The organism is Variovorax sp. PAMC28562 (genome assembly GCF_014303735.1).
Classification (GTDB): Bacteria; Pseudomonadota; Gammaproteobacteria; order Burkholderiales; family Burkholderiaceae_C; genus Variovorax.
This window is the reverse complement of record NZ_CP060296.1, coordinates 1,144,743-1,161,944: the sequence shown is the minus strand read 5'-3', so window position 1 is coordinate 1,161,944 and position 17,202 is coordinate 1,144,743. Positions and strand designations below refer to the sequence as shown.

Here is a 17,202-nt window from a genome sequence, read left to right as displayed (position 1 = left end):
ACCGCCATGGCACCCCTTGTCTTCATCACCGGTGCATCGAGCGGCATCGGCCAGGCGCTGGCAGCGCGCTTCTACGACGCCGGCTACGACCTCGCGCTGGTGGCCCGCCGCACCTCGGAGATCGAATCGTGGGCGCAAACCCGGCAACTGGCCGCCAACCGCTTTCAGATCTATGGCGCGGACGTCGCGCAAATCGACAGCATCGTGGCGGCCGGCGCGGATTGCATCGCCTGCCAGGGCCTGCCCGACGTGGTGATCGCCAATGCCGGCATCAGTGTCGGGATCGACACTGCGGAGCGGGGCGATATCGACGTGCTGGCCCGCACTTTCGCAGTGAACAACATCGGTCTGGCAGCGACCTTTCATCCGTTCGTCGCCGCCATGGCGAAGCGCGGCAGCGGGCGCCTGGTTGGCATCGGCAGCGTCGCGTCAATCCGTGGGTTGCCGGGGCATGGCGCCTACTGCGCCAGCAAGTCCGGCGTCGTGGCGTATTGCGAAAGTTTGCGCGGTGAATTGCGACCGAGCGGCGTCAAGGTCGTCACGCTGTGCCCCGGCTATATCGACACGCCACTGACGCAAGGCAACCGCTACGGCATGCCCTTTTTGATGCAGGCCAGCGAGTTCGCGGACGCGGCCTTCAAGACGATCGAGTCCGGTACCAGCTACCGGGTCATTCCCTGGCAGATGGGCATGATCGCCAAGCTCATGCGCTTGGTGCCCAACGCGCTGTACGACCGGCTCGTGCAAGGACGTGGGCGGAAAAAGCGGCAGACGGAGCACTAACCATTCAAAAAAGGCTCCCGAGGAGCCTTTTCGTTCTGAGCAACCTGCTGCTCAGTAGCCGCTGTTGCCACCGCCTCCGTAGCCGCCACCACTGCCACCGCCGCTGCTACCACCGCCACCGCTGCGGCCACCACCGCCACCGCGCGGGCCGGCACCGTAAGGGCTGCGGAAACCACCATCGCCACCACCGCCGCCGCTTCGGCCACCGCCACCACCGCCGTAGCCTCCTCCGCCACCACTTCCACCGCCGCCGCCATATCCACCACCACCGGCGTAGCCGCCACCGCTGCGCGGAGGACGGGCTTCCATCGGCCGGGCTTCATTGACGACGACGCTGCGGCCACCGAGCGGTTGGCCGTTCATGCCGTTGATGGCTGCTTGCGCTTCAGCGTCACTGCCCATTTCGACAAAACCGAAGCCCTTGGAACGGCCGGTATCCCGTTCCATCATCACCTTGGCGCTGGTCACCGCGCCGAACTGACCGAACGCCTGTTCCAGATCACCGTCGCGGACCGAATACGGCAGATTGCCGACGTACAGTTTGTTGCCCATCGATGGACTCCTGATATCAACACAAACACAAAAGCGATGGAGCCCTGAAGGCGTGACCCAACGAACCGTTGTGTCGCGCGCAGCTGGCCGATCACCGAATTCGCCGCCCCGGAAGTTGGCGGGAAGCATTTTTATTATGAGTGAAATCTTATAAATGCAACGAGGAATTTGTGTTTGTGTCTTGCGCTGCAAGATTGGTGAAGTCAGCGCCCGCTTACAACATAGGCGTTCGGCGTGGTGCATGGTGCCGCCGCCCTGATAGCGAATGCGTTGCTATACTTTCCCGACGCGCCGATTTGCTTCCAGCTTGCGGGCGCTTAACAAATACTGCTAAAGACGGATGCCGGACCCGGCTCGTTTTTGGCGAGGCCGAGTTCCTTCATGATCGTTATTTCTCAGTCGATGTCGTTTACGGGGCCGCTTGCTCTGCGAAGCGGTGCGTCGATCAGCGATTACTCGCTCGCCTGGGAAAGCTACGGCAAGCTCAATGCCGACAAGAGCAACGCGGTGCTCGTGTGCCATGCGCTCAATGCTTCGCACCACGTCGCGGGCATGTACGAAGGTCAGGAGAAGTCGGAAGGCTGGTGGGACAACATGATCGGCCCGGGCAAGCCGCTCGACACCGATCGCTTCTTCATCATCGGCGTCAACAACCTGGGCTCGTGCTTCGGCTCGACCGGTCCCATGCACACCGATCCGGCGACCGGCCGCATCTACGGCGCCGACTTCCCGGTGGTGACGGTCGAAGACTGGGTCGATGCGCAAGCTGCGTTGCTCGACCGACTTGGCATTCAGCGGCTCGCTGCCGTTATGGGAGGCAGCCTGGGCGGCATGCAGGCCTTGTCGTGGACCTTGCAATATCCGGAGCGCGTTGGTCATGCCGTCGTCATCGCCAGCGCGCCCAACCTCACGGCCGAGAACATCGCCTTCAACGAGGTCGCTCGCCGCGCCATCGTGACCGACCCGGACTTCAATGGCGGCCACTTCTATGAGCACGGCGTCATCCCGAAGCGCGGTTTGCGGATCGCGCGAATGATCGGCCATATCACCTACCTCAGCGACGACGTGATGAACGAGAAGTTCGGGCGAATGCTGCAGCCGCGGGCCCCCACGCTACCCGCTGCGCGTGGTTCGCTGCCCCCCGAGGGGGCGCTCGCGCCTCCGGGCGGCCCAGCGGCGCTCGGCGCCGTCAAAGGCGAGGCCGACCCGACGACTTATCGCTATTCGACGCAAGAGGTCGAATTCCAGATCGAAAGTTACTTGCGCTACCAGGGCGACAAGTTCAGCGAGTACTTCGACGCCAATACCTATTTGCTCATCACCCGCGCGCTGGACTATTTCGATCCGGCACGTGACCACGGCGGCAACTTGAGCCTTGCCTTCGCCCAGGCCACGGCGAAGTTCTTGTTGGTCAGCTTCAAGACCGACTGGCGCTTTTCCCCGGCCCGGAGCCGCGAAATGGTGAAGGCCTTGCTCGACAACCGTCGCAACGTAAGCTACGCCGAGATCGATGCGCCGCACGGCCACGATGCCTTCTTGCTCGACGATGTGCGCTACGTCGGCGTCGTGCGTTCCTACTTCGAGCGCGTCGCAACCGAGCTGGGGTTGCCGGCATGAGCGATAGCGACACCCAACAACTGATCGCCCGTCTGGTGCCTCACGGCGCGCGCGTGCTCGACTTGGGCTGCGGCGACGGTGCCCTGCTCGACCTGTTGCAACGCGAGCGCGGTTGCAGCGGCTATGGCGTCGAGATCGCCGACGGCAACGTGCTCAAGTGCATTCACCGCGGTGTCGATGTCATCCAGCTCAACCTCGATGAAGGCCTGGCGATGTTCGACGACGCCTCCTTCGATGTGGTGCTTCAGATCGACACGCTGCAACACCTGCGCAATGCCGAAGTGATGCTGCGCGAGACCGCGCGCGTCGGGCGTATCGGCATCGTCGCCTTCCCAAATTTCGCGCATTGGCCGAATCGCTTGAGCGTGGCGCGTGGCCGCATGCCTGTGACGCGACGCCTGCCGTATCAGTGGTACGACACGCCCAATATCCGCGTTGGCACCTTCAAGGATTTCGAGGTGCTTGCCGGGAAGAACCAGCTGCGCGTGCTCGACTCTTTTGGCGTGCAGGAGGACCGTAAGGTACGCTGGATGCCCAATGCGCGCGCCAGCACGGCGGTGTTCAAGTTCGAGCGCGCCTGAGGCGACGCCGGCGCGAAGACCAGCCACCAAACAACAACGAGACAGGAGTTTTGCCATGCCGAAATTCGCGGCCAATCTGAGTTTTCTCTACAACGAGCTTCCGTTTCTCGATCGCTTCGAAGCAGCGGCGAAAGATGGCTTCAAAGCGGTCGAGTACCTCTTCCCGTACGAGTGGCCGGAGGCCGATCTGGCAGCTCGATTGCGCGACAACGACCTGCAGCAAGTGCTCTTCAATGCGCCGCCGGGCGACTGGGATGGCGGCGAACGCGGCATCGCCTGCTTGCCCGGGCGCGAGGCTGATTTTCGCGCTGGCATCCACAAGGCCTTGGGCTATGCGAAGGCGCTGTCGTGCCCACGCATCCACGTGATGGCCGGCCTGGTACCCGAAGGCATCGAGCGCGATACCTTGCAGCCGACCTACATCGCGAACCTGCATTGGGCCGCGGTCGAGGCGGCGAAACAGGGCACTGGGTTGTTGATCGAACCCATCAACACGCGCGACATACCGCGTTTCTTCTTGAACCGACAAGACCATGCGCACGAGATCATCGATGCGGTCGGTGCGCTCAATCTGCAAGTGCAGATGGACCTGTACCACTGCCAGATCGTCGAGGGCGACGTCGCGATGAAGTTGCGCAAGTACCTGCCGACCGGGCGCGTCGGGCATCTGCAGATCGCCAGCGTGCCCGAGCGCAACGAGCCTGATCAGGGCGAGCTCAACTACGCCTATCTGTTCGCGCTCATCGACGAGTTGTCGGCCAATGGTGGCTGGGACGGCTGGCTGGGTTGCGAATACCGGCCGCGCACCACGGCGCACGAAGGGCTCGGCTGGAAGACGGCGATGAAAGTCGTCCGGTGAACCGCATCGATGAAGGCATACGCATGAAGGTCTCTCTCTCGTCGAACTGATGACGGCGTTACCGCGCGCAGCGCCGGTCCACAGCGAGCTGTTCGTCAGGAAGAGCCGCTTCGTGGGATGCGTGCAGCCCGTGCCGGATCGCAAGGTCGTATCGGGTGGATCGATCGTGTCGAGGATTGAGTTCAGGGGACTACCCACCGGCCGCAGCATGCGGGCCAGGCGGCCGAGGCATTCGATGGAAATCCCACGCAGCCAAAAGTATGCAACGCAGGCCCAGTCGTTTTATTCAGTTACTCAAAATTTGTCCAAGAAGCGCCGAACCGCCCGACTGCGTTCTTACGATAGGCATCTTTCTAGAGGAGCTACCCTTGGCCACACAGTCCCCCTTCTTCGGCAAACGCACCGGCGACACCGATTCGCTCACTTCCCGTCCTGCTCCATTGGTCGGCACGCCGACCAATCTGTCGGGCAGCCCCGTACATCCTTCGTCCCTCGTCAACGCGCAAGCCGCCAATGCCGCAGCCGGCGGTTCGCCGATGAAGGAAGGCGGCAGCAAGCTCACCGTCGGCCCCAACATCAAGCTCAAGGGCGTCGAGATCACCGATTGCGATACGCTGATCGTCGAAGGCCTGGTCGAAGCCACGATGGACTCGCGTGTGATGCAGATCGCCGAGCAGGGCGCCTTCAAGGGCTCAGCCGAGATCGACATTGCCGAGATCCATGGCCTGTTCGACGGCAACCTCACGGTGCGTGAGAAGCTCGTGATCCACGCCACTGGCAAGGTCACCGGCAAGGTTCGCTACAGCAAGATCGTGATCGAAGAAGGCGGCCAGCTGTCTGGCGAAATCAGCTTCGGTGCCTCTGGTGCCAAGAGCGTCGAGACCAACAAGCCGCTGCAATCAGCCTGATCCGGAACGCTTTCACGAGCGTTCTCAGGCGGCGGGCTTCCATCCCAGACGTTTCAACAAAGCACCTGCTGCGGCAGGTGCTTTTTCTTTGGCGCCGTTGATGAAATAGACGAACACGTCGCTCCTCTTTCTGGCTGACGGCGCTGCCCATTTCTGCGCACGCTCGGCCCATGCATCGAGTGCTTTTGGCGCGTAGCCGGTCTTCAGTTTCGCATCGCTCATCATGAGCCGTGCATAGGTGAACTCGCCCTCGGGTTGTTCGAACGAAGGGAACTTGTCGGAGTCGGTGAAGACCGTCGTCACCTTGTATCTTTTCGCGAGCTTTTGGTACTCGGGCACGATGAAGCTCGGATGCCGTACGTCCATCACGTGGCGCAACGCATGGCTGCCTTCCTTCTTCGGCAGAAGGGCGAGAAAGGCTTCGAAGTCTTCCGGATCGAATTGCTTGGTTGGCATGAACTGCCAGACGATGGGTCCAAGCTTCTCACCCAATTCGGTGAGGCCGCTGCCGATGAATCGCTCGATCGATTCGCCCGCGGTCGAAAGCAGTTTGCGGTTGGTTGCGTAGCGCGTGGCCTTGAGCGAAAAGACGAAGTCGTCCGGCGCCTCGTCGTGCCACTTCCTGAAGCTTTCGGGCTTCATGGTGCTGTAGTAGGTGCCGTTGACCTCGATGGCGGTCGTGTGCCGGCTGGCGTAGCCGAGCTCTTTGGCATGCAACAGGCCCTTGGGATAGAAGTTGTCGCGCCAGGGTTCGAAGGTCCAGCCGCCGATGCCGACCCGTATGTTCGAGATGGTTGGTTTCGAAGTTGCCATGGGGTTGCATGGTGCGTTCGGCCTTTCGCTTTCGTCAACCTCTCCAAGCGGCGCAGAATAATGTTTTGCCCCTGCTCACCTTCAGCGGAGACCCCACATGAATGCACCCCTGCACCGCGAAATTCCCACCGGCCTGCTCGACGCCGGCCGCGCCTTGTCCGATGTCACTGTCAAATGGGACACCGACATCGTCAAGCAACTGACCGACTACATCGAGATCCCGGCCAAGTCACCTGGTTTCGACGAAGACTGGTCAGCGCATGGCTATCTCGACACGGTGCTGCGCAACGCAGCGAACTGGGTCGAAGCGCAGAAGGTCGAAGGCCTCAAGCTCGAGATCGTCCGACTCGAAGGCCGCACGCCCGTGCTGTTCTTCGAGGTACCCGCAACCGGCACCACGATGACCGACACCGTGCTCATGTACGGCCACCTCGACAAGCAACCCGAGTTCACCGGCTGGCGCAACGACCTCGGCCCCTGGACGCCCAAGTATCTGGACGGGCTGTTGTATGGCCGCGGTGGTGCGGACGATGGCTACGCGGTGTATGCCAGCGTCGCCGCGCTGCAGGCCCTGAAGGCGCAGGGCGCGGCGCACCCACGCATCGTCGGCCTGATCGAAACCTGCGAAGAGAGCGGCTCGTACGACCTGCTGCCTTACGTCACCGCGCTGAAAGATCGGCTCGGTGAAGTCGGGCTGGTGATCTGCCTGGATTCCGGCGCCGGCAACTACGACCAGCTTTGGCTGACCACGTCGCTGCGCGGCATGGCGAGCGGCACGCTCAAGGTCGAAGTGCTGACCGAAGGCATCCACTCCGGCGATGCGTCGGGCCTGGTGCCGTCGAGCTTTCGGATCATGCGGCAGGTACTCGACCGGCTCGAAGACAGCGCCACCGGTCGCATGCTGCCGGCCAGCTTTCATTGCGAGGTGCCTGCAGACCGACTGGCGCAGGCGAAGGCGACAGCCGCGATCCTCGGCGAAGAGGTCTACAAGCGCTTTCCATGGGCGCATTACGACTGCGGTGGCTCTACCGCCTTCGCCCTGCCGACCACCACCGACCCGCTCGAGGCGTTGCTCAATCGCACCTGGAAGCCGACCTTGAGCGTGACCGGGGCCGAAGGCTTTCCGGCCCTCAAAGATGCGGGCAACGTGCTGCGCCCCTACACCGCATTCAAGCTGTCGCTGCGCCTGCCGCCACTGGTCGATGCGGGTGCGGCGGTGGCGGAAATGAAGGCGCTGCTCGAAGACAACGCGCCGTACAAGGCCAGGGTGACCTTCGAGCACGGCGGCGGTGCCACTGGTTGGAATGCACCTGCCATCACGCCGTGGTTCGAGCAGGCGCTCAACGCGGCCAGCCAGGCGCACTTCGGCGCGCCGTGCGGCTACATCGGGCAGGGCGGCACCATCCCGCTCATGAACATGCTGAGTGCGGGCTTCCCGACCGCGCAGATGATGGTGTGCGGCGTGCTCGGCCCCAAGAGCAACGCGCACGGGCCCAACGAGTTCCTGCATGTGCCGTATGCGAAGAAGCTGACGGCAGCCGTGGCCGAAGTCATCGCCGCATTGCCTGTGGCGCATGCCGCGCATTCGGCAGGTGCAGCTGCGACCGCCTGATCGCAATAGACAAAAAAAGAGCGCCCTCCCGAGCGCTCGACTTGCGATGAAACCTGCGGGCTTCGTTGCTAGCCCTTTTGAAGCAATCCGCTCAACGACGACAACAAATCGTCGTGCTGGCCTAATCCCTGAGCAGGGACTTGTCCGTGCGGCGTCAGATGGTCGATCAACTGCGGCAGCATGGTCGCCAGCAGAGGCAACAGCGTCGCCGCGTTGATGCCCAACTTGCTGGCGATGCTCGCCACGGTGTCATTGCCGAGCACGTCATTGAGCTGACCACCAGAGATCGGCACGTTGTCGCCTTTGCCGATCCACGAGCCGACGACATCGCCGAGGCCGGCTTGCTCGAACTTGGAGACCAAGCCGCCGAGGCCGCCTTGCGACCCGTTGTTGGCAAGCAGGCCGCCGAGTGCGCCGGCCAAACCGCCGAGGTCACCGAGTCCGCCCAGGCCGCCACCCATGGGCATGCCACTGGCAGGCATACCGCCCTGCGGTGCCGACTGCGACTGAGGCAACCCGCCCAACACCTGACCGACTATCGAATCGAACAATCCCATGAGTTTCCCCTCGTGCGTGTGACAGAACTGCTGGCATTGTCGGTCGACGCGCGGAATAAAGGAAACTGTCTTTTCCCTACCGGGCGCGCCGTCTTGCTGCAATTACTTCGGCGCCGTTGCCTGACCGACGACAGCCGTCCGAGGCGGGCGCTTTGCCAGCAGTGGTTCGCTCACGCCTTGCACGCCGACCAGCCCGAGCACGGTGAAGAGCGAGTTCTGCGCACCCTTCCACGCATCGGTGACGTCGATCCATTCCGACAGCGCATGAAAGTTGCCGGTCTTTCCGCCGCCGCCGATGACGATGGCGGGGATGCCGAGAGACATCGGCACATTGGCGTCGGTGCTGGCACCGGACATCAGCGTCTTGAGGCCGAAGGCGGTGTTCGATCGCACTGCTGCTTCGACGATGACCGAATCGCCCGGCGTGCGGCCACCCGGGCGATCGCCGATGAGCTTGGTCGATACGGTCAGCGTGTCGACGTTCCAGCGCTTGTTCTCCGCGGCGACGGCTTCGTCCACAGCGGTGAGGATTTTCTTCTCGGTTTCGAGCAGCGGCGCCATCGCATCGGAGCGGATGTCGATCGCCATGCGCGCGTCGGGCGCAATGGTGTTGACCGAGGTGCCGCCGCCCACGGTGCCAACAGTGAAGGTCGTCCGCGGCACGCTCGGCGTCTGGATGTCGGCGATCTTGGCGATGGCGCGGCCCATGCCGTGGATGGCACTCGGCACCTGGCCGAAGGCGCCGTAGCTGTGCCCACCCGGACCTTTGAAGGTCACTTCATAGCGATGGCTGCCGGTGCCCAGCACGAGCACGGCACCATCGGGTGCCGGCTCGAGGCCGACCATGCCGTCGATGTCGCGATGCTCGGCAAAAATGTGCTTCATGCCGTGCAGGTTGCCCAGCTCTTCTTCGCCGACATTGCCGACGAAGAGCAGGTCGCCGACGGTCTGCACCTTGTTGTCGTTGAGTACCTTGAGCCATGACAGCAGCACCGACAGGCCGCGTACGTCGTCTGAAATACCGGGCGCGTAGAGCTTGCCGTCGCGCTCTTTCACCTTGACGTCGGTGCCGGCCGGAAACACCGTGTCGAGGTGCGCCGAGATCAACAGCTTGGGACCGTTACCGGTGCCTTTGCGCAGGCCGACGACGTTGCCTTCGCTGTCGATGCGTGCATCGGCGAGGCCGAGTGCTTTCATGCGTGCGAGATAAGCCTCGGCGCGCTTCTGCTCCTTGAAAGGCGGCGCTTCTATCTCGGTCAGCATCTTCAGGTCTTCGATCGAGCGGGTGTGGTCGGCTTGCACCGCTTCGAGCAACTGCTTGATGACCGGTGAGGCCATCAGTTGTTCGAACGCCTTGTCGACTGCGGGTGGCACCTGCAGCGGCGTTGGCGCCACGGCATTGAAGCCTTGGGCGTGAAGCGCGCTCGAGCAAAGGAGCGCGATTGCGGAAGTGACAGAAGCGAGGCGACGAAGTTTGAGGGCAAGCATCGGAGGAACGGGCGGAACAGGGTTCAGGGGCTTAGCGGGCTTCGGATGCGTCGGACAACAACATCAATGCCGCCAGCGCTGCGGTTTCAGCGCGCAGTACGCGGGCACCGAGCGTGGCCGGCATGAAGCCGTGCCCAATTGCCTCTTGCTCTTCGCTGCCGCTCAGGCCGCCTTCGGGCCCGCTCAAGACCAGTGCGTCGCGGCCACCGATCGTCGGAAGCACGGCGTTCAAGGGACGCGTCCCGTCCGCCAGGCTGAGGACGAAGCGTGCCGGTGCATCCGCCGGCGCCACTTCTGAAGGCATCGAACCGAGCCACGCAGCGAACGACCGGACCGGATGGATCACCGGCACGACGTTGCGTCCACATTGCTCGCACGAGGCGATGGCGATGGCTTCCCAATGCGCGCGCTTCTTGTCGGCACGTTCACCGGCCAGGCGCAACACGCCGTGCGCCGTCATCAGCGGCTGGATGCTCGCGACGCCCAATTCGGTTGCCTTTTCGACCAGCCAGTCCATGCGCTCGTTCGCCGGCATGCCGACGACGAGGTGCACGGCACGCGCCGCTTCGCGCTCAATCGAACGATGGTCGCCGACCATGACTGCAACATCGCTGCGGCCCATGCGCTCGACCGTCGCGTCGTACTCGCCGCCGCTGCCGTCGAACAGCGTCAGCGCATCGCCAGGCTGCATGCGCAGCACCTGCACATGGCGCGCAGCGCCTGCTGGCAGGTCCAGTGATACACGGGCACTCAACGGTACCGAACAATGAAACCGTGGCATTTCAGACGCGGCCGTACGCGAAGCCGGACAAAGCCGTGTTGCCTTCGACTTCGTCGATCACGCGCAGCAGTGGCGTCAGTTCCGTGTACCGGGCCGCAGTGGCGCGAATGTAGGCGATGAAGCGGGGCGTGTCGGCCAGGTACTTCGGCTTGCCGTCGCGCAAGGTGAGGCGCGCGAAGATGCCAGCGACCTTCAGGTGGCGTTGCAAACCCATCCACTCGACCGCACGATAGAAGGCGCCGAAGTCGGCATCGACCGGCAGCTTGGCCTTGCGGGCGGCGGTCCAATAGCGCACGGTGACATCGAGCACGAACGCTTCATCCCAGCTCAGGAAAGCATCGCGCAACAAGCTGGCGATGTCATAGGTGATCGGGCCGTAGACCGCGTCCTGAAAGTCCAGGACACCAAGGCGCGTACCGCCCTGGATGTCGTTGGCAGCGCCAAGCAAGCCGCTTGCAGCACCGTCGCGAACCATCAGGTTGCGCGGCATGAAGTCGCGGTGCACATAGACGTTGGGCGAGGCCAGGTTGCTCTCTACGATGAGCTTGAAGCTGCGTTCCAGCCGCTCCTGCAACTTGCCGGTGACCGCCATGCCGCGGTGCTGCGTGATGTACCACTGCGGAAAAAGGGCGAGCTCGCGTTCGAGCAAGGCGCGGTCGTAGGGCGGCAATACGTCCGGGCGCGATGCGAGCTGCCAGCGGATCAGCGCATCGATCGCCTCGTCGTATAGCGGCCGGCTGGCGTTGGCATTCGCCGGGTCGACGAGGTCGAGCATCGTGCGGTGGCCCAGATCGTCGAGCAGCAGAAAGCCGTACCTTTGATCCCAGTCGAGCACCGCGGGCGCTGTCACGCCGGCCTCGCGCATCAGGGCAGCGACCTTCACGAAGGGGGCGCTGTCTTCCTTGTCGGGTGGTGCATCCATCACGATGCGTGTCGTGCCGTCGGCAGTGTCGACCCTGAAATACCGGCGAAAGCTCGCATCGGCGGACGCGAGGCGCACGGTGTCCGGACGCAACCGTTGTGTTGTCACCAGGTTCGCCAGCCAGCCGTCGAAGGCTGCGGACCGGGCCGTGTCTGGCCAGACGATCGCATCGACAGCTTCGAAGGGCTGCGACGGTTGTACCGGGGTCGTGTTTTCAGGGGCGGGAGACGAGGAGGCTGTCATGGATAATCGATTCTACAAATCCGACTCGCAGCCGCGCAGCCGACCTCCTTGCAACCACCGGCCCAGTTGCGCCGTTTCCCGACGAACCCTTGCACCGTGCCGATGCCTGAAATGAAACGAGCCATGTGGCGTCGTCGCCGCGCGCCGCTGCCTCTGGCCGCGCTGTCACTTGCGTTGCTGCATGCGCACGGCGCGCTGGCGCAGGATGCGCCCGCCGTCGATCCGCCGCTCATGCTCAAGCGCACGCCGCAGCTCACCGAAACATTGCCGCCAGCCGAGCGGGGTCAGCTCCCGAGCTTTGTCGATGGCGACAAGCTGTCGGGCCGACCCGATCTTGAAACGATCGTCGAAGGCCATGCATCGATGCGGCGGGGCGATACCGTCATCAACGCCGACCGTCTCGAGTACTACCAGCCGGACGATCTGGCCAAGGCCCGGGGCAATGTCCGCGTGAATCAGGCGGGCAATGTCTACGAGGGCCCCGAGCTCGAGTTGAAGCTCGAAACCTTCGAGGGTTTTTTCAACAACGTGCGTTATCGATTCCTCGCCACGGGTGCCCATGGCGACGCCGAGCGAATCGATTTCGTCGACAGCAATGTGTCGGTCGCTCGCCAGGCGACATACACCACGTGTCGGCGCGAGGACTATCCCGGCTGGATGCCGGCCTGGCTCCTGACCGCTGCGACGCTCACCACCGACTCCGAAGAAAACGTCGGCGTGGCGACCGATGCTCGCCTTAGCTTCATGGGCATCAGCACGCCGGCGCTGCCGTCCATGAGCTTCCCGCTCAACAACGATCGCAAGACCGGCTTCCTGCCGCCGACGGTGGGCATCAGCAGTGTCAACGGAGTCGACATCACGGCGCCGTATTACTGGAACATCGCGCCCAACCGGGATGCGACCTTCTATCCGGACCTGATGAGCAAGCGCGGCGTCAATCTGGGCAGCGAATTTCGATACCTCGAGGACAAGTACTCCGGCCAGATCCGCTTCGACTACATGCCGACGGACGAGCTGCGCGATCGCAAGCGCTGGGGTCTTTGGACGCACCATGAGCAAACCTTCGATCCCAAGCCTTTCGGGCTCGATTCGCTCGGCATGGTGTTCAACATCAACCGCGTGAGCGACGACAACTATTGGCGCGATTTCACGCGGACCCCGTCGCTGACCTCGCGGCTCCTGGCGACCAATGGCGCGCTCAACTGGAGCAAGGACGACTGGAGCGGCGCTTTCGGCGCGACCAAGTACCAGACGCTGCAGTACGACGCCTCGACCATCACGCCCCCGTACGATCGACTGCCGCAAATCACCGCCAACTATGCCAAGTACGACTGGCACGGCTTGGACATCAAGCTGGCGACCGACTACACGCGCTTCAGGGCCGATCCGTCGGTGCAGCTGCAGCCCAACGGCGACCGCGTGTTCGCCGAGGGCGAGATCAGCCGGCCGCTCTTGTCGTCGGGCGGTTTCATCATCCCCAAGCTCAAGCTGCACACCGCCAGCTACCAGCTCGACTCAGCGCTGGCCAACGGCTCGACCAGCGCGTCAAGTACTGTGCCGACCTTCAGCCTCGACAGCGGCTTGATCTTCGAGCGCGATGCCAATTTCTTCGGGCGTGCCTTCCGCCAGACGCTGGAACCGCGCGCTTATTACGTCTACACGCCGTACCGCAACCAGAGTAATTTGCCGGTCTACGACAGTGCGTCCAACGACTTCAATTTCGCGACCGTCTACACCGAGAACGAGTTTTCAGGACACGACCGGGTGTCGGCCACCAATGCGCTCACGGTCGGCCTGACCACGCGCCTGTACGACGCCGACACCGGTGCCGAGGCCGCGCGCTTCGGGATCGCGCAGCGCTACCGCATCCGGGACCAGGACGTGACGCTGCCCGCCACCGGATCGACTGCTGCGTCTGTCGCCTCGCCGGCCGGGGTGAGCGATCTGCTGCTGGGCGCCCAGATCAACTGGACGTCGAAATGGAGCCTGGACACGACGTTCCAGTACAACGCCGACACGCACCGTTCGGTGCGCACCGCGGTCACGGCACGTTATAGCCCGGAGCAGTATCACAACCTCACTGCGTCATACCGCTTCCAGGCGCCGACGACGGCCGGCGGTAGCGACGGCAACAAGTCGATCGACGTCGGCTTCCAGTGGCCGCTGAACGACCTGTGGGGCGACAAGGGCAAAGACCTGGGGCCGGGGCGCGGCGCGGGTGGTGGGCGCTGGTACGCGGTCGGCCGCCTCAACTACAGCATCCAGGACAAGACCTTGACCGATGGCGTGCTCGGCTTCGAATACGACGGCTGCTGCTGGATCGGCCGCGTGGTGCTGGAACGTTTGAGCACCGGCCAGGTCTCAGCGGGGACGCGGCTCATGTTCCAGCTCGAGTTCGTCGGTTTTGCCAGTGTGGGCACCAGCCCGCTGCGCACGCTGACGCAAAACATTCAGCGTTATCAGCCATTGCGCGCGCCCTATCCCGGCGCGAGCCGCTTCACCAATTACGACTGAGCCATCTGCCAGGACATCTGCCATGAACCACATCCGATCCACCCTTACTCTGGCCTGTTTTGCGACATTGGTCGTTACGTCCAGCGCACAGGCGCAAGGCTTTCGCCCAAGCGGTCGCGGCATCACCGACATCATGCGTACCGGCCCGCGTGTGGCTCCCGCACCGGGCGCGGCAGCACCCGCAGCGGCGGCGTCCGGCCCGGCCGTGCAGCGCTCGGCGGAGTACATCGTGGCGCTGGTGAATTCGGAGCCGATCACCAACACCGAAGTGCAGTCGCGGATGTCTCGCGTGATGAAAGAAAACGCTGAGGCCGAGCGCGTGCCGCGAGCTGAGCTTGCGCGCCTGGTGCTGGAGCGGCTTGTCCTGGAGCGTGCGCAATTGCAGCTCGCGAAAGAGACGCGAGTCAACGTCGACGATGTCGCGATCGAGCAGGCCGAGCAGACCGTGGCGCGCCAGAACCAGCTCAGCCTGAGCGAGTTGCGCGCCCGCGTCAAGGCCGATGGCATCACGCTCGACGAGTTCCGTAGCGACCTGCGCAATCAGCTGACGCTGACGCGCCTGCGCGACCGGGAAGTCGACAACAAGCTGAAGATCACCGACCTGGATGTCGACCAGTACCTGCGCGAGCAAAAGCTGAGCCCGAAAGCGAATGCACCCGATATCAATCTGGCTCAGGTGCTGGTCGCGGTGCCGGACGGTGCCAGCGCGGCGGATGTCGCCAAGGCACAGCAAAAGGCACTGGGCATTGCGCAGCGTGCCAAGGCGGGCGAAGACTTCGCCAAGCTGGCGCGCGACCTGTCGGATTCTCCGGAACGCGTAAATGGCGGCGCCATCGGCTTGCGCAGCGCCGACAAATACCCGCCGTTGTTCGTCGAGGCGACGCAATCGGTCGCGGTCAACGGCATTGCCGGGCCGGTTCGTTCGGGCGCTGGTTTTCATGTGATCAAGGTGCTTGCCAAGGGCGAGGCCGGGTCCGCCGAAGGCGTGGTCACGCAAACGCAAGTGCGCCACATCCTGCTGCGCAGCGACCCCAAGCTCCCGACATCGGATGCAGTGGCCAAACTGGCCGAATTCAAGCGCCGCATCCAGAGCGGATCGGCTGATTTCGCCGCCATGGCGAAAGACAATTCGCAAGACGGCAGTGCGAAGGACGGCGGCGAGCTGGGCTGGTCGCGACCGGGTCAATTCGTGCCCGAGTTCGAAGAAGCGATGGATCGGTTGGCACCCGGCCAGATCAGCGATCCGCTGGTCTCGCGTTTTGGGGTGCACCTTATCCAGGTCGAGGGGCGCCGCGAATCCAAGCTCAGCCAGGCCGAGCAGCGCGAAACGGCGCGTGCCGAGTTGCGTGAGAAGAAGGCCGACGAGGCATTCGAAACCTGGGCGCAAGAAGTCCGTGCCCGCGCGTACGTCGAGTACCGCGAACCGCCGCAAAGTTGATGTGAAGCACATCCCGCGCAAGCGTTTCGGCCAGCACTTTCTGACCGACGGCGGGATCATCGATGCGATCGTGCACGAGATCGGGCCTCAGCCGGGCGACGCCATGGTCGAGATCGGCCCAGGCCTCGCTGCACTCACGCAGCCGCTGGTCGAGCGTCTAGGTCGTCTTACCGTGATCGAACTCGATCGCGATCTGGCAGTGAGGTTGCGCGGTCATGGCCAGCTCGACGTCATCGAGTCGGATGTGTTGAAGGTCGATTTCGGTGCTTTGGCCGATCGCCTGGCGGTGCCGCCGGCAACGGGGCTGCGCGTGGTCGGCAACCTGCCGTACAACATCTCGACGCCGATCCTGTTTCACCTGCTCGATTCAGCGCATCGGGTGGTTGACCAGCACTTCATGCTGCAAAAGGAAGTGATCGATCGCATGGTCGCCAAGCCGGCAACGTCCGACTACAGCCGCCTGAGCGTGATGCTGCAGTGGCGCTACGAAATGGCCAACGTGCTGTTCGTACCGCCCGAGAGCTTCGATCCGCCGCCACGCGTCGACAGCGCCATCGTGCGCATGGTGCCGCTGGCCCTTCCGCCGGCAGTCGATGTCAAGCGGCTCGGAGAGATCGTCCAGGTGGCCTTCAGCCAGCGTCGGAAAATCATGCGCCACACATTGGGCAAATGGCTGGAGACGCATGGCTTCGAAGGCGAGTTCGATGCGCAGCGCCGCGCTGAAGAAGTACCCGTCGCGGAATACGTGGCTTTAGCCCAAGCCGTGCCCCCAGACTGCGCGACGAAAGTCACACAATGAGAAAAGCCCGCATTGCGGGCTTTTCCTCTTGGCCTCTATGGCCGCCCTCGGGCACTTCAGGCAGCTGAAAGCCAATAGTTGGAGTTGAATGGGCTGCTCATGCGCAGCGCCAGTGGCGACACATCGACGAGTTTGTCGGTCGGCATCTTTTCCGCTGTGGGGTCGACGGTGAGGTCGATGCCCGAGAGCACGTCGGTGCCCTGCGAAGCCTCTTTCGCCCGTTCTGCTTGGCTGGTGTGTGCAGAACGGGCTACAGAAAAGAATAAAAGCACCTGAAGGGTATCTTTCGATCCCCCCAGTAGTCCGAGGCGTCGCGGAAGATATCGAGCAGTTGCTCGCGTGCTTCCTTGTCGAACTTGGCGTTGGCCGGAATCTGCTCGAGCACGATGATGAAACCGGGCTGCGGGCCTGATTTATGCAACGGGTCTGTCATGCAGTCGTACAGCGCGTCGAAATTCTTCCCAAAATGCGCCGGGAAGGTGAACTGCTGGGCAATCAGGTCGAGCACGTCTTGCTTGGTCTGGGCGTTGCCCAGATTCGCATAGAGAAAGTGCTGGCCCGCCGCGTGCGCTGCTTCCTGCAGATCGTTGACGCGGAATGCGCGAATCGACTGCACGATGTTCGGTCGCACGGAACGAAGGGATAAGGTCATCTCCGTTGGTCTTTCCATAGTTGTCGTCAACATGTCTTCTTTCGTCATGACGCTTCGAGGCGTCGCCCCCCTCAACAGTTCAT

At 63.3% G+C, this 17,202-nt stretch carries 17 protein-coding genes; 9 read left to right on the top strand and 8 right to left on the bottom strand.

All coding sequences use genetic code 11. The features are described from left to right. Window positions 1–6 precede the first annotated feature (6 nt). Window positions 7–783 carry an SDR family oxidoreductase gene (locus tag H7F36_RS05500; RefSeq protein ID WP_187053732.1) on the top strand — a complete coding sequence of 259 codons (777 nt, stop codon included), beginning with the start codon at window positions 7–9 and terminating at the stop codon, window positions 781–783. Between the two features lie 51 nt (window positions 784–834). On the opposite strand, the gene H7F36_RS05495 is transcribed toward H7F36_RS05500, so the two are convergent. Continuing rightward, window positions 835–1,335, bottom strand: a complete 501-nt coding sequence (locus H7F36_RS05495) for an RNA recognition motif domain-containing protein (RefSeq protein ID WP_187053731.1) — start codon at window positions 1,333–1,335, stop codon at window positions 835–837. A 381-nt stretch (window positions 1,336–1,716) separates the two neighbouring features. On the opposite strand from H7F36_RS05495, the gene H7F36_RS05490 reads away from it, so the two are divergent. From H7F36_RS05490 to H7F36_RS05475, 4 genes are all read left to right on the top strand, one after another. Continuing rightward, window positions 1,717–2,952 (top strand): homoserine O-acetyltransferase, encoded by a 1,236-nt coding sequence (locus H7F36_RS05490; protein ID WP_187053730.1) that lies wholly within the window; start codon window positions 1,717–1,719, stop codon window positions 2,950–2,952. After that, window positions 2,949–3,533: a methionine biosynthesis protein MetW gene (metW, locus tag H7F36_RS05485; protein ID WP_187053729.1), complete on the top strand. Its 585-nt coding sequence runs from the start codon at window positions 2,949–2,951 to the stop codon at window positions 3,531–3,533. The genes H7F36_RS05490 and metW overlap by 4 nt, the downstream gene beginning before the upstream one ends. 55 nt (window positions 3,534–3,588) lie before the next feature. After that, the gene (gene otnI, locus H7F36_RS05480; protein ID WP_187053728.1) at window positions 3,589–4,392 is read left to right on the top strand and encodes a 2-oxo-tetronate isomerase; all 804 of its coding nucleotides are present in this window, start codon (window positions 3,589–3,591) and stop codon (window positions 4,390–4,392) included. A gap of 368 nt (window positions 4,393–4,760) precedes the next feature. Beyond that, complete coding sequence (locus H7F36_RS05475; RefSeq protein ID WP_187053727.1) at window positions 4,761–5,300, top strand: polymer-forming cytoskeletal protein; 540 nt, start codon at window positions 4,761–4,763, stop codon at window positions 5,298–5,300. A 24-nt stretch (window positions 5,301–5,324) separates the two neighbouring features. On the opposite strand, the gene H7F36_RS05470 is transcribed toward H7F36_RS05475, so the two are convergent. Beyond that, window positions 5,325–6,113 carry a DUF72 domain-containing protein gene (locus H7F36_RS05470; RefSeq protein ID WP_187053726.1) on the bottom strand — a complete coding sequence of 263 codons (789 nt, stop codon included), beginning with the start codon at window positions 6,111–6,113 and terminating at the stop codon, window positions 5,325–5,327. Between the two features lie 97 nt (window positions 6,114–6,210). On the opposite strand from H7F36_RS05470, the gene H7F36_RS05465 reads away from it, so the two are divergent. Next, on the top strand, window positions 6,211–7,725 hold the full coding sequence (locus tag H7F36_RS05465) for a M20 family metallopeptidase (protein ID WP_187053725.1): 1,515 nt from the start codon (window positions 6,211–6,213) through the stop codon (window positions 7,723–7,725). 68 nt (window positions 7,726–7,793) lie between these two features. Here the strand turns inward: H7F36_RS05465 and H7F36_RS05460 are convergent, their stop codons facing one another. From H7F36_RS05460 to H7F36_RS05445, 4 genes are all read right to left on the bottom strand, one after another. Continuing rightward, window positions 7,794–8,282, bottom strand: a complete 489-nt coding sequence (locus tag H7F36_RS05460) for a YidB family protein (protein WP_187053724.1) — start codon at window positions 8,280–8,282, stop codon at window positions 7,794–7,796. Window positions 8,283–8,384: 102 nt separating this feature from the next. Then, window positions 8,385–9,770, bottom strand: coding sequence for a M20/M25/M40 family metallo-hydrolase (locus tag H7F36_RS05455; protein ID WP_187053723.1), 1,386 nt, complete (start codon window positions 9,768–9,770; stop codon window positions 8,385–8,387). 31 nt (window positions 9,771–9,801) lie between these two features. Further along, on the bottom strand, window positions 9,802–10,551 hold the full coding sequence (locus H7F36_RS05450) for a 16S rRNA (uracil(1498)-N(3))-methyltransferase (RefSeq protein ID WP_187053722.1): 750 nt from the start codon (window positions 10,549–10,551) through the stop codon (window positions 9,802–9,804). Window position 10,552: 1 nt separating this feature from the next. Then, on the bottom strand, window positions 10,553–11,716 hold the full coding sequence (locus H7F36_RS05445; RefSeq protein WP_187053721.1) for an aminoglycoside phosphotransferase family protein: 1,164 nt from the start codon (window positions 11,714–11,716) through the stop codon (window positions 10,553–10,555). Between the two features lie 111 nt (window positions 11,717–11,827). On the opposite strand from H7F36_RS05445, the gene H7F36_RS05440 reads away from it, so the two are divergent. Genes H7F36_RS05440 through rsmA form a run of 3 tightly spaced genes read left to right on the top strand, consistent with a single transcriptional unit; the run spans window position 11,828 to window position 16,467 of the window. Next, the gene (locus H7F36_RS05440) at window positions 11,828–14,230 is read left to right on the top strand and encodes an LPS-assembly protein LptD (RefSeq protein WP_187053720.1); all 2,403 of its coding nucleotides are present in this window, start codon (window positions 11,828–11,830) and stop codon (window positions 14,228–14,230) included. Window positions 14,231–14,252: 22 nt separating this feature from the next. Continuing rightward, window positions 14,253–15,668 (top strand): peptidylprolyl isomerase, encoded by a 1,416-nt coding sequence (locus H7F36_RS05435; RefSeq protein WP_187053719.1) that lies wholly within the window; start codon window positions 14,253–14,255, stop codon window positions 15,666–15,668. A gap of 1 nt (window position 15,669) precedes the next feature. Continuing rightward, entirely contained in the window at window positions 15,670–16,467 is a 798-nt protein-coding gene (rsmA, locus tag H7F36_RS05430) for a 16S rRNA (adenine(1518)-N(6)/adenine(1519)-N(6))-dimethyltransferase RsmA (protein WP_187053718.1), read from the top strand. 56 nt (window positions 16,468–16,523) lie between these two features. Here the strand turns inward: rsmA and H7F36_RS22135 are convergent, their stop codons facing one another. Together H7F36_RS22135 and H7F36_RS05425 are read right to left on the bottom strand one after the other, a co-directional pair. After that, window positions 16,524–16,658, bottom strand: coding sequence for a hypothetical protein (locus tag H7F36_RS22135; protein WP_261802507.1), 135 nt, complete (start codon window positions 16,656–16,658; stop codon window positions 16,524–16,526). A 59-nt stretch (window positions 16,659–16,717) separates the two neighbouring features. Beyond that, window positions 16,718–17,152 carry a barstar family protein gene (locus H7F36_RS05425; protein ID WP_261802611.1) on the bottom strand — a complete coding sequence of 145 codons (435 nt, stop codon included), beginning with the start codon at window positions 17,150–17,152 and terminating at the stop codon, window positions 16,718–16,720. Between the last annotated feature and the right edge of the window lie 50 nt (window positions 17,153–17,202).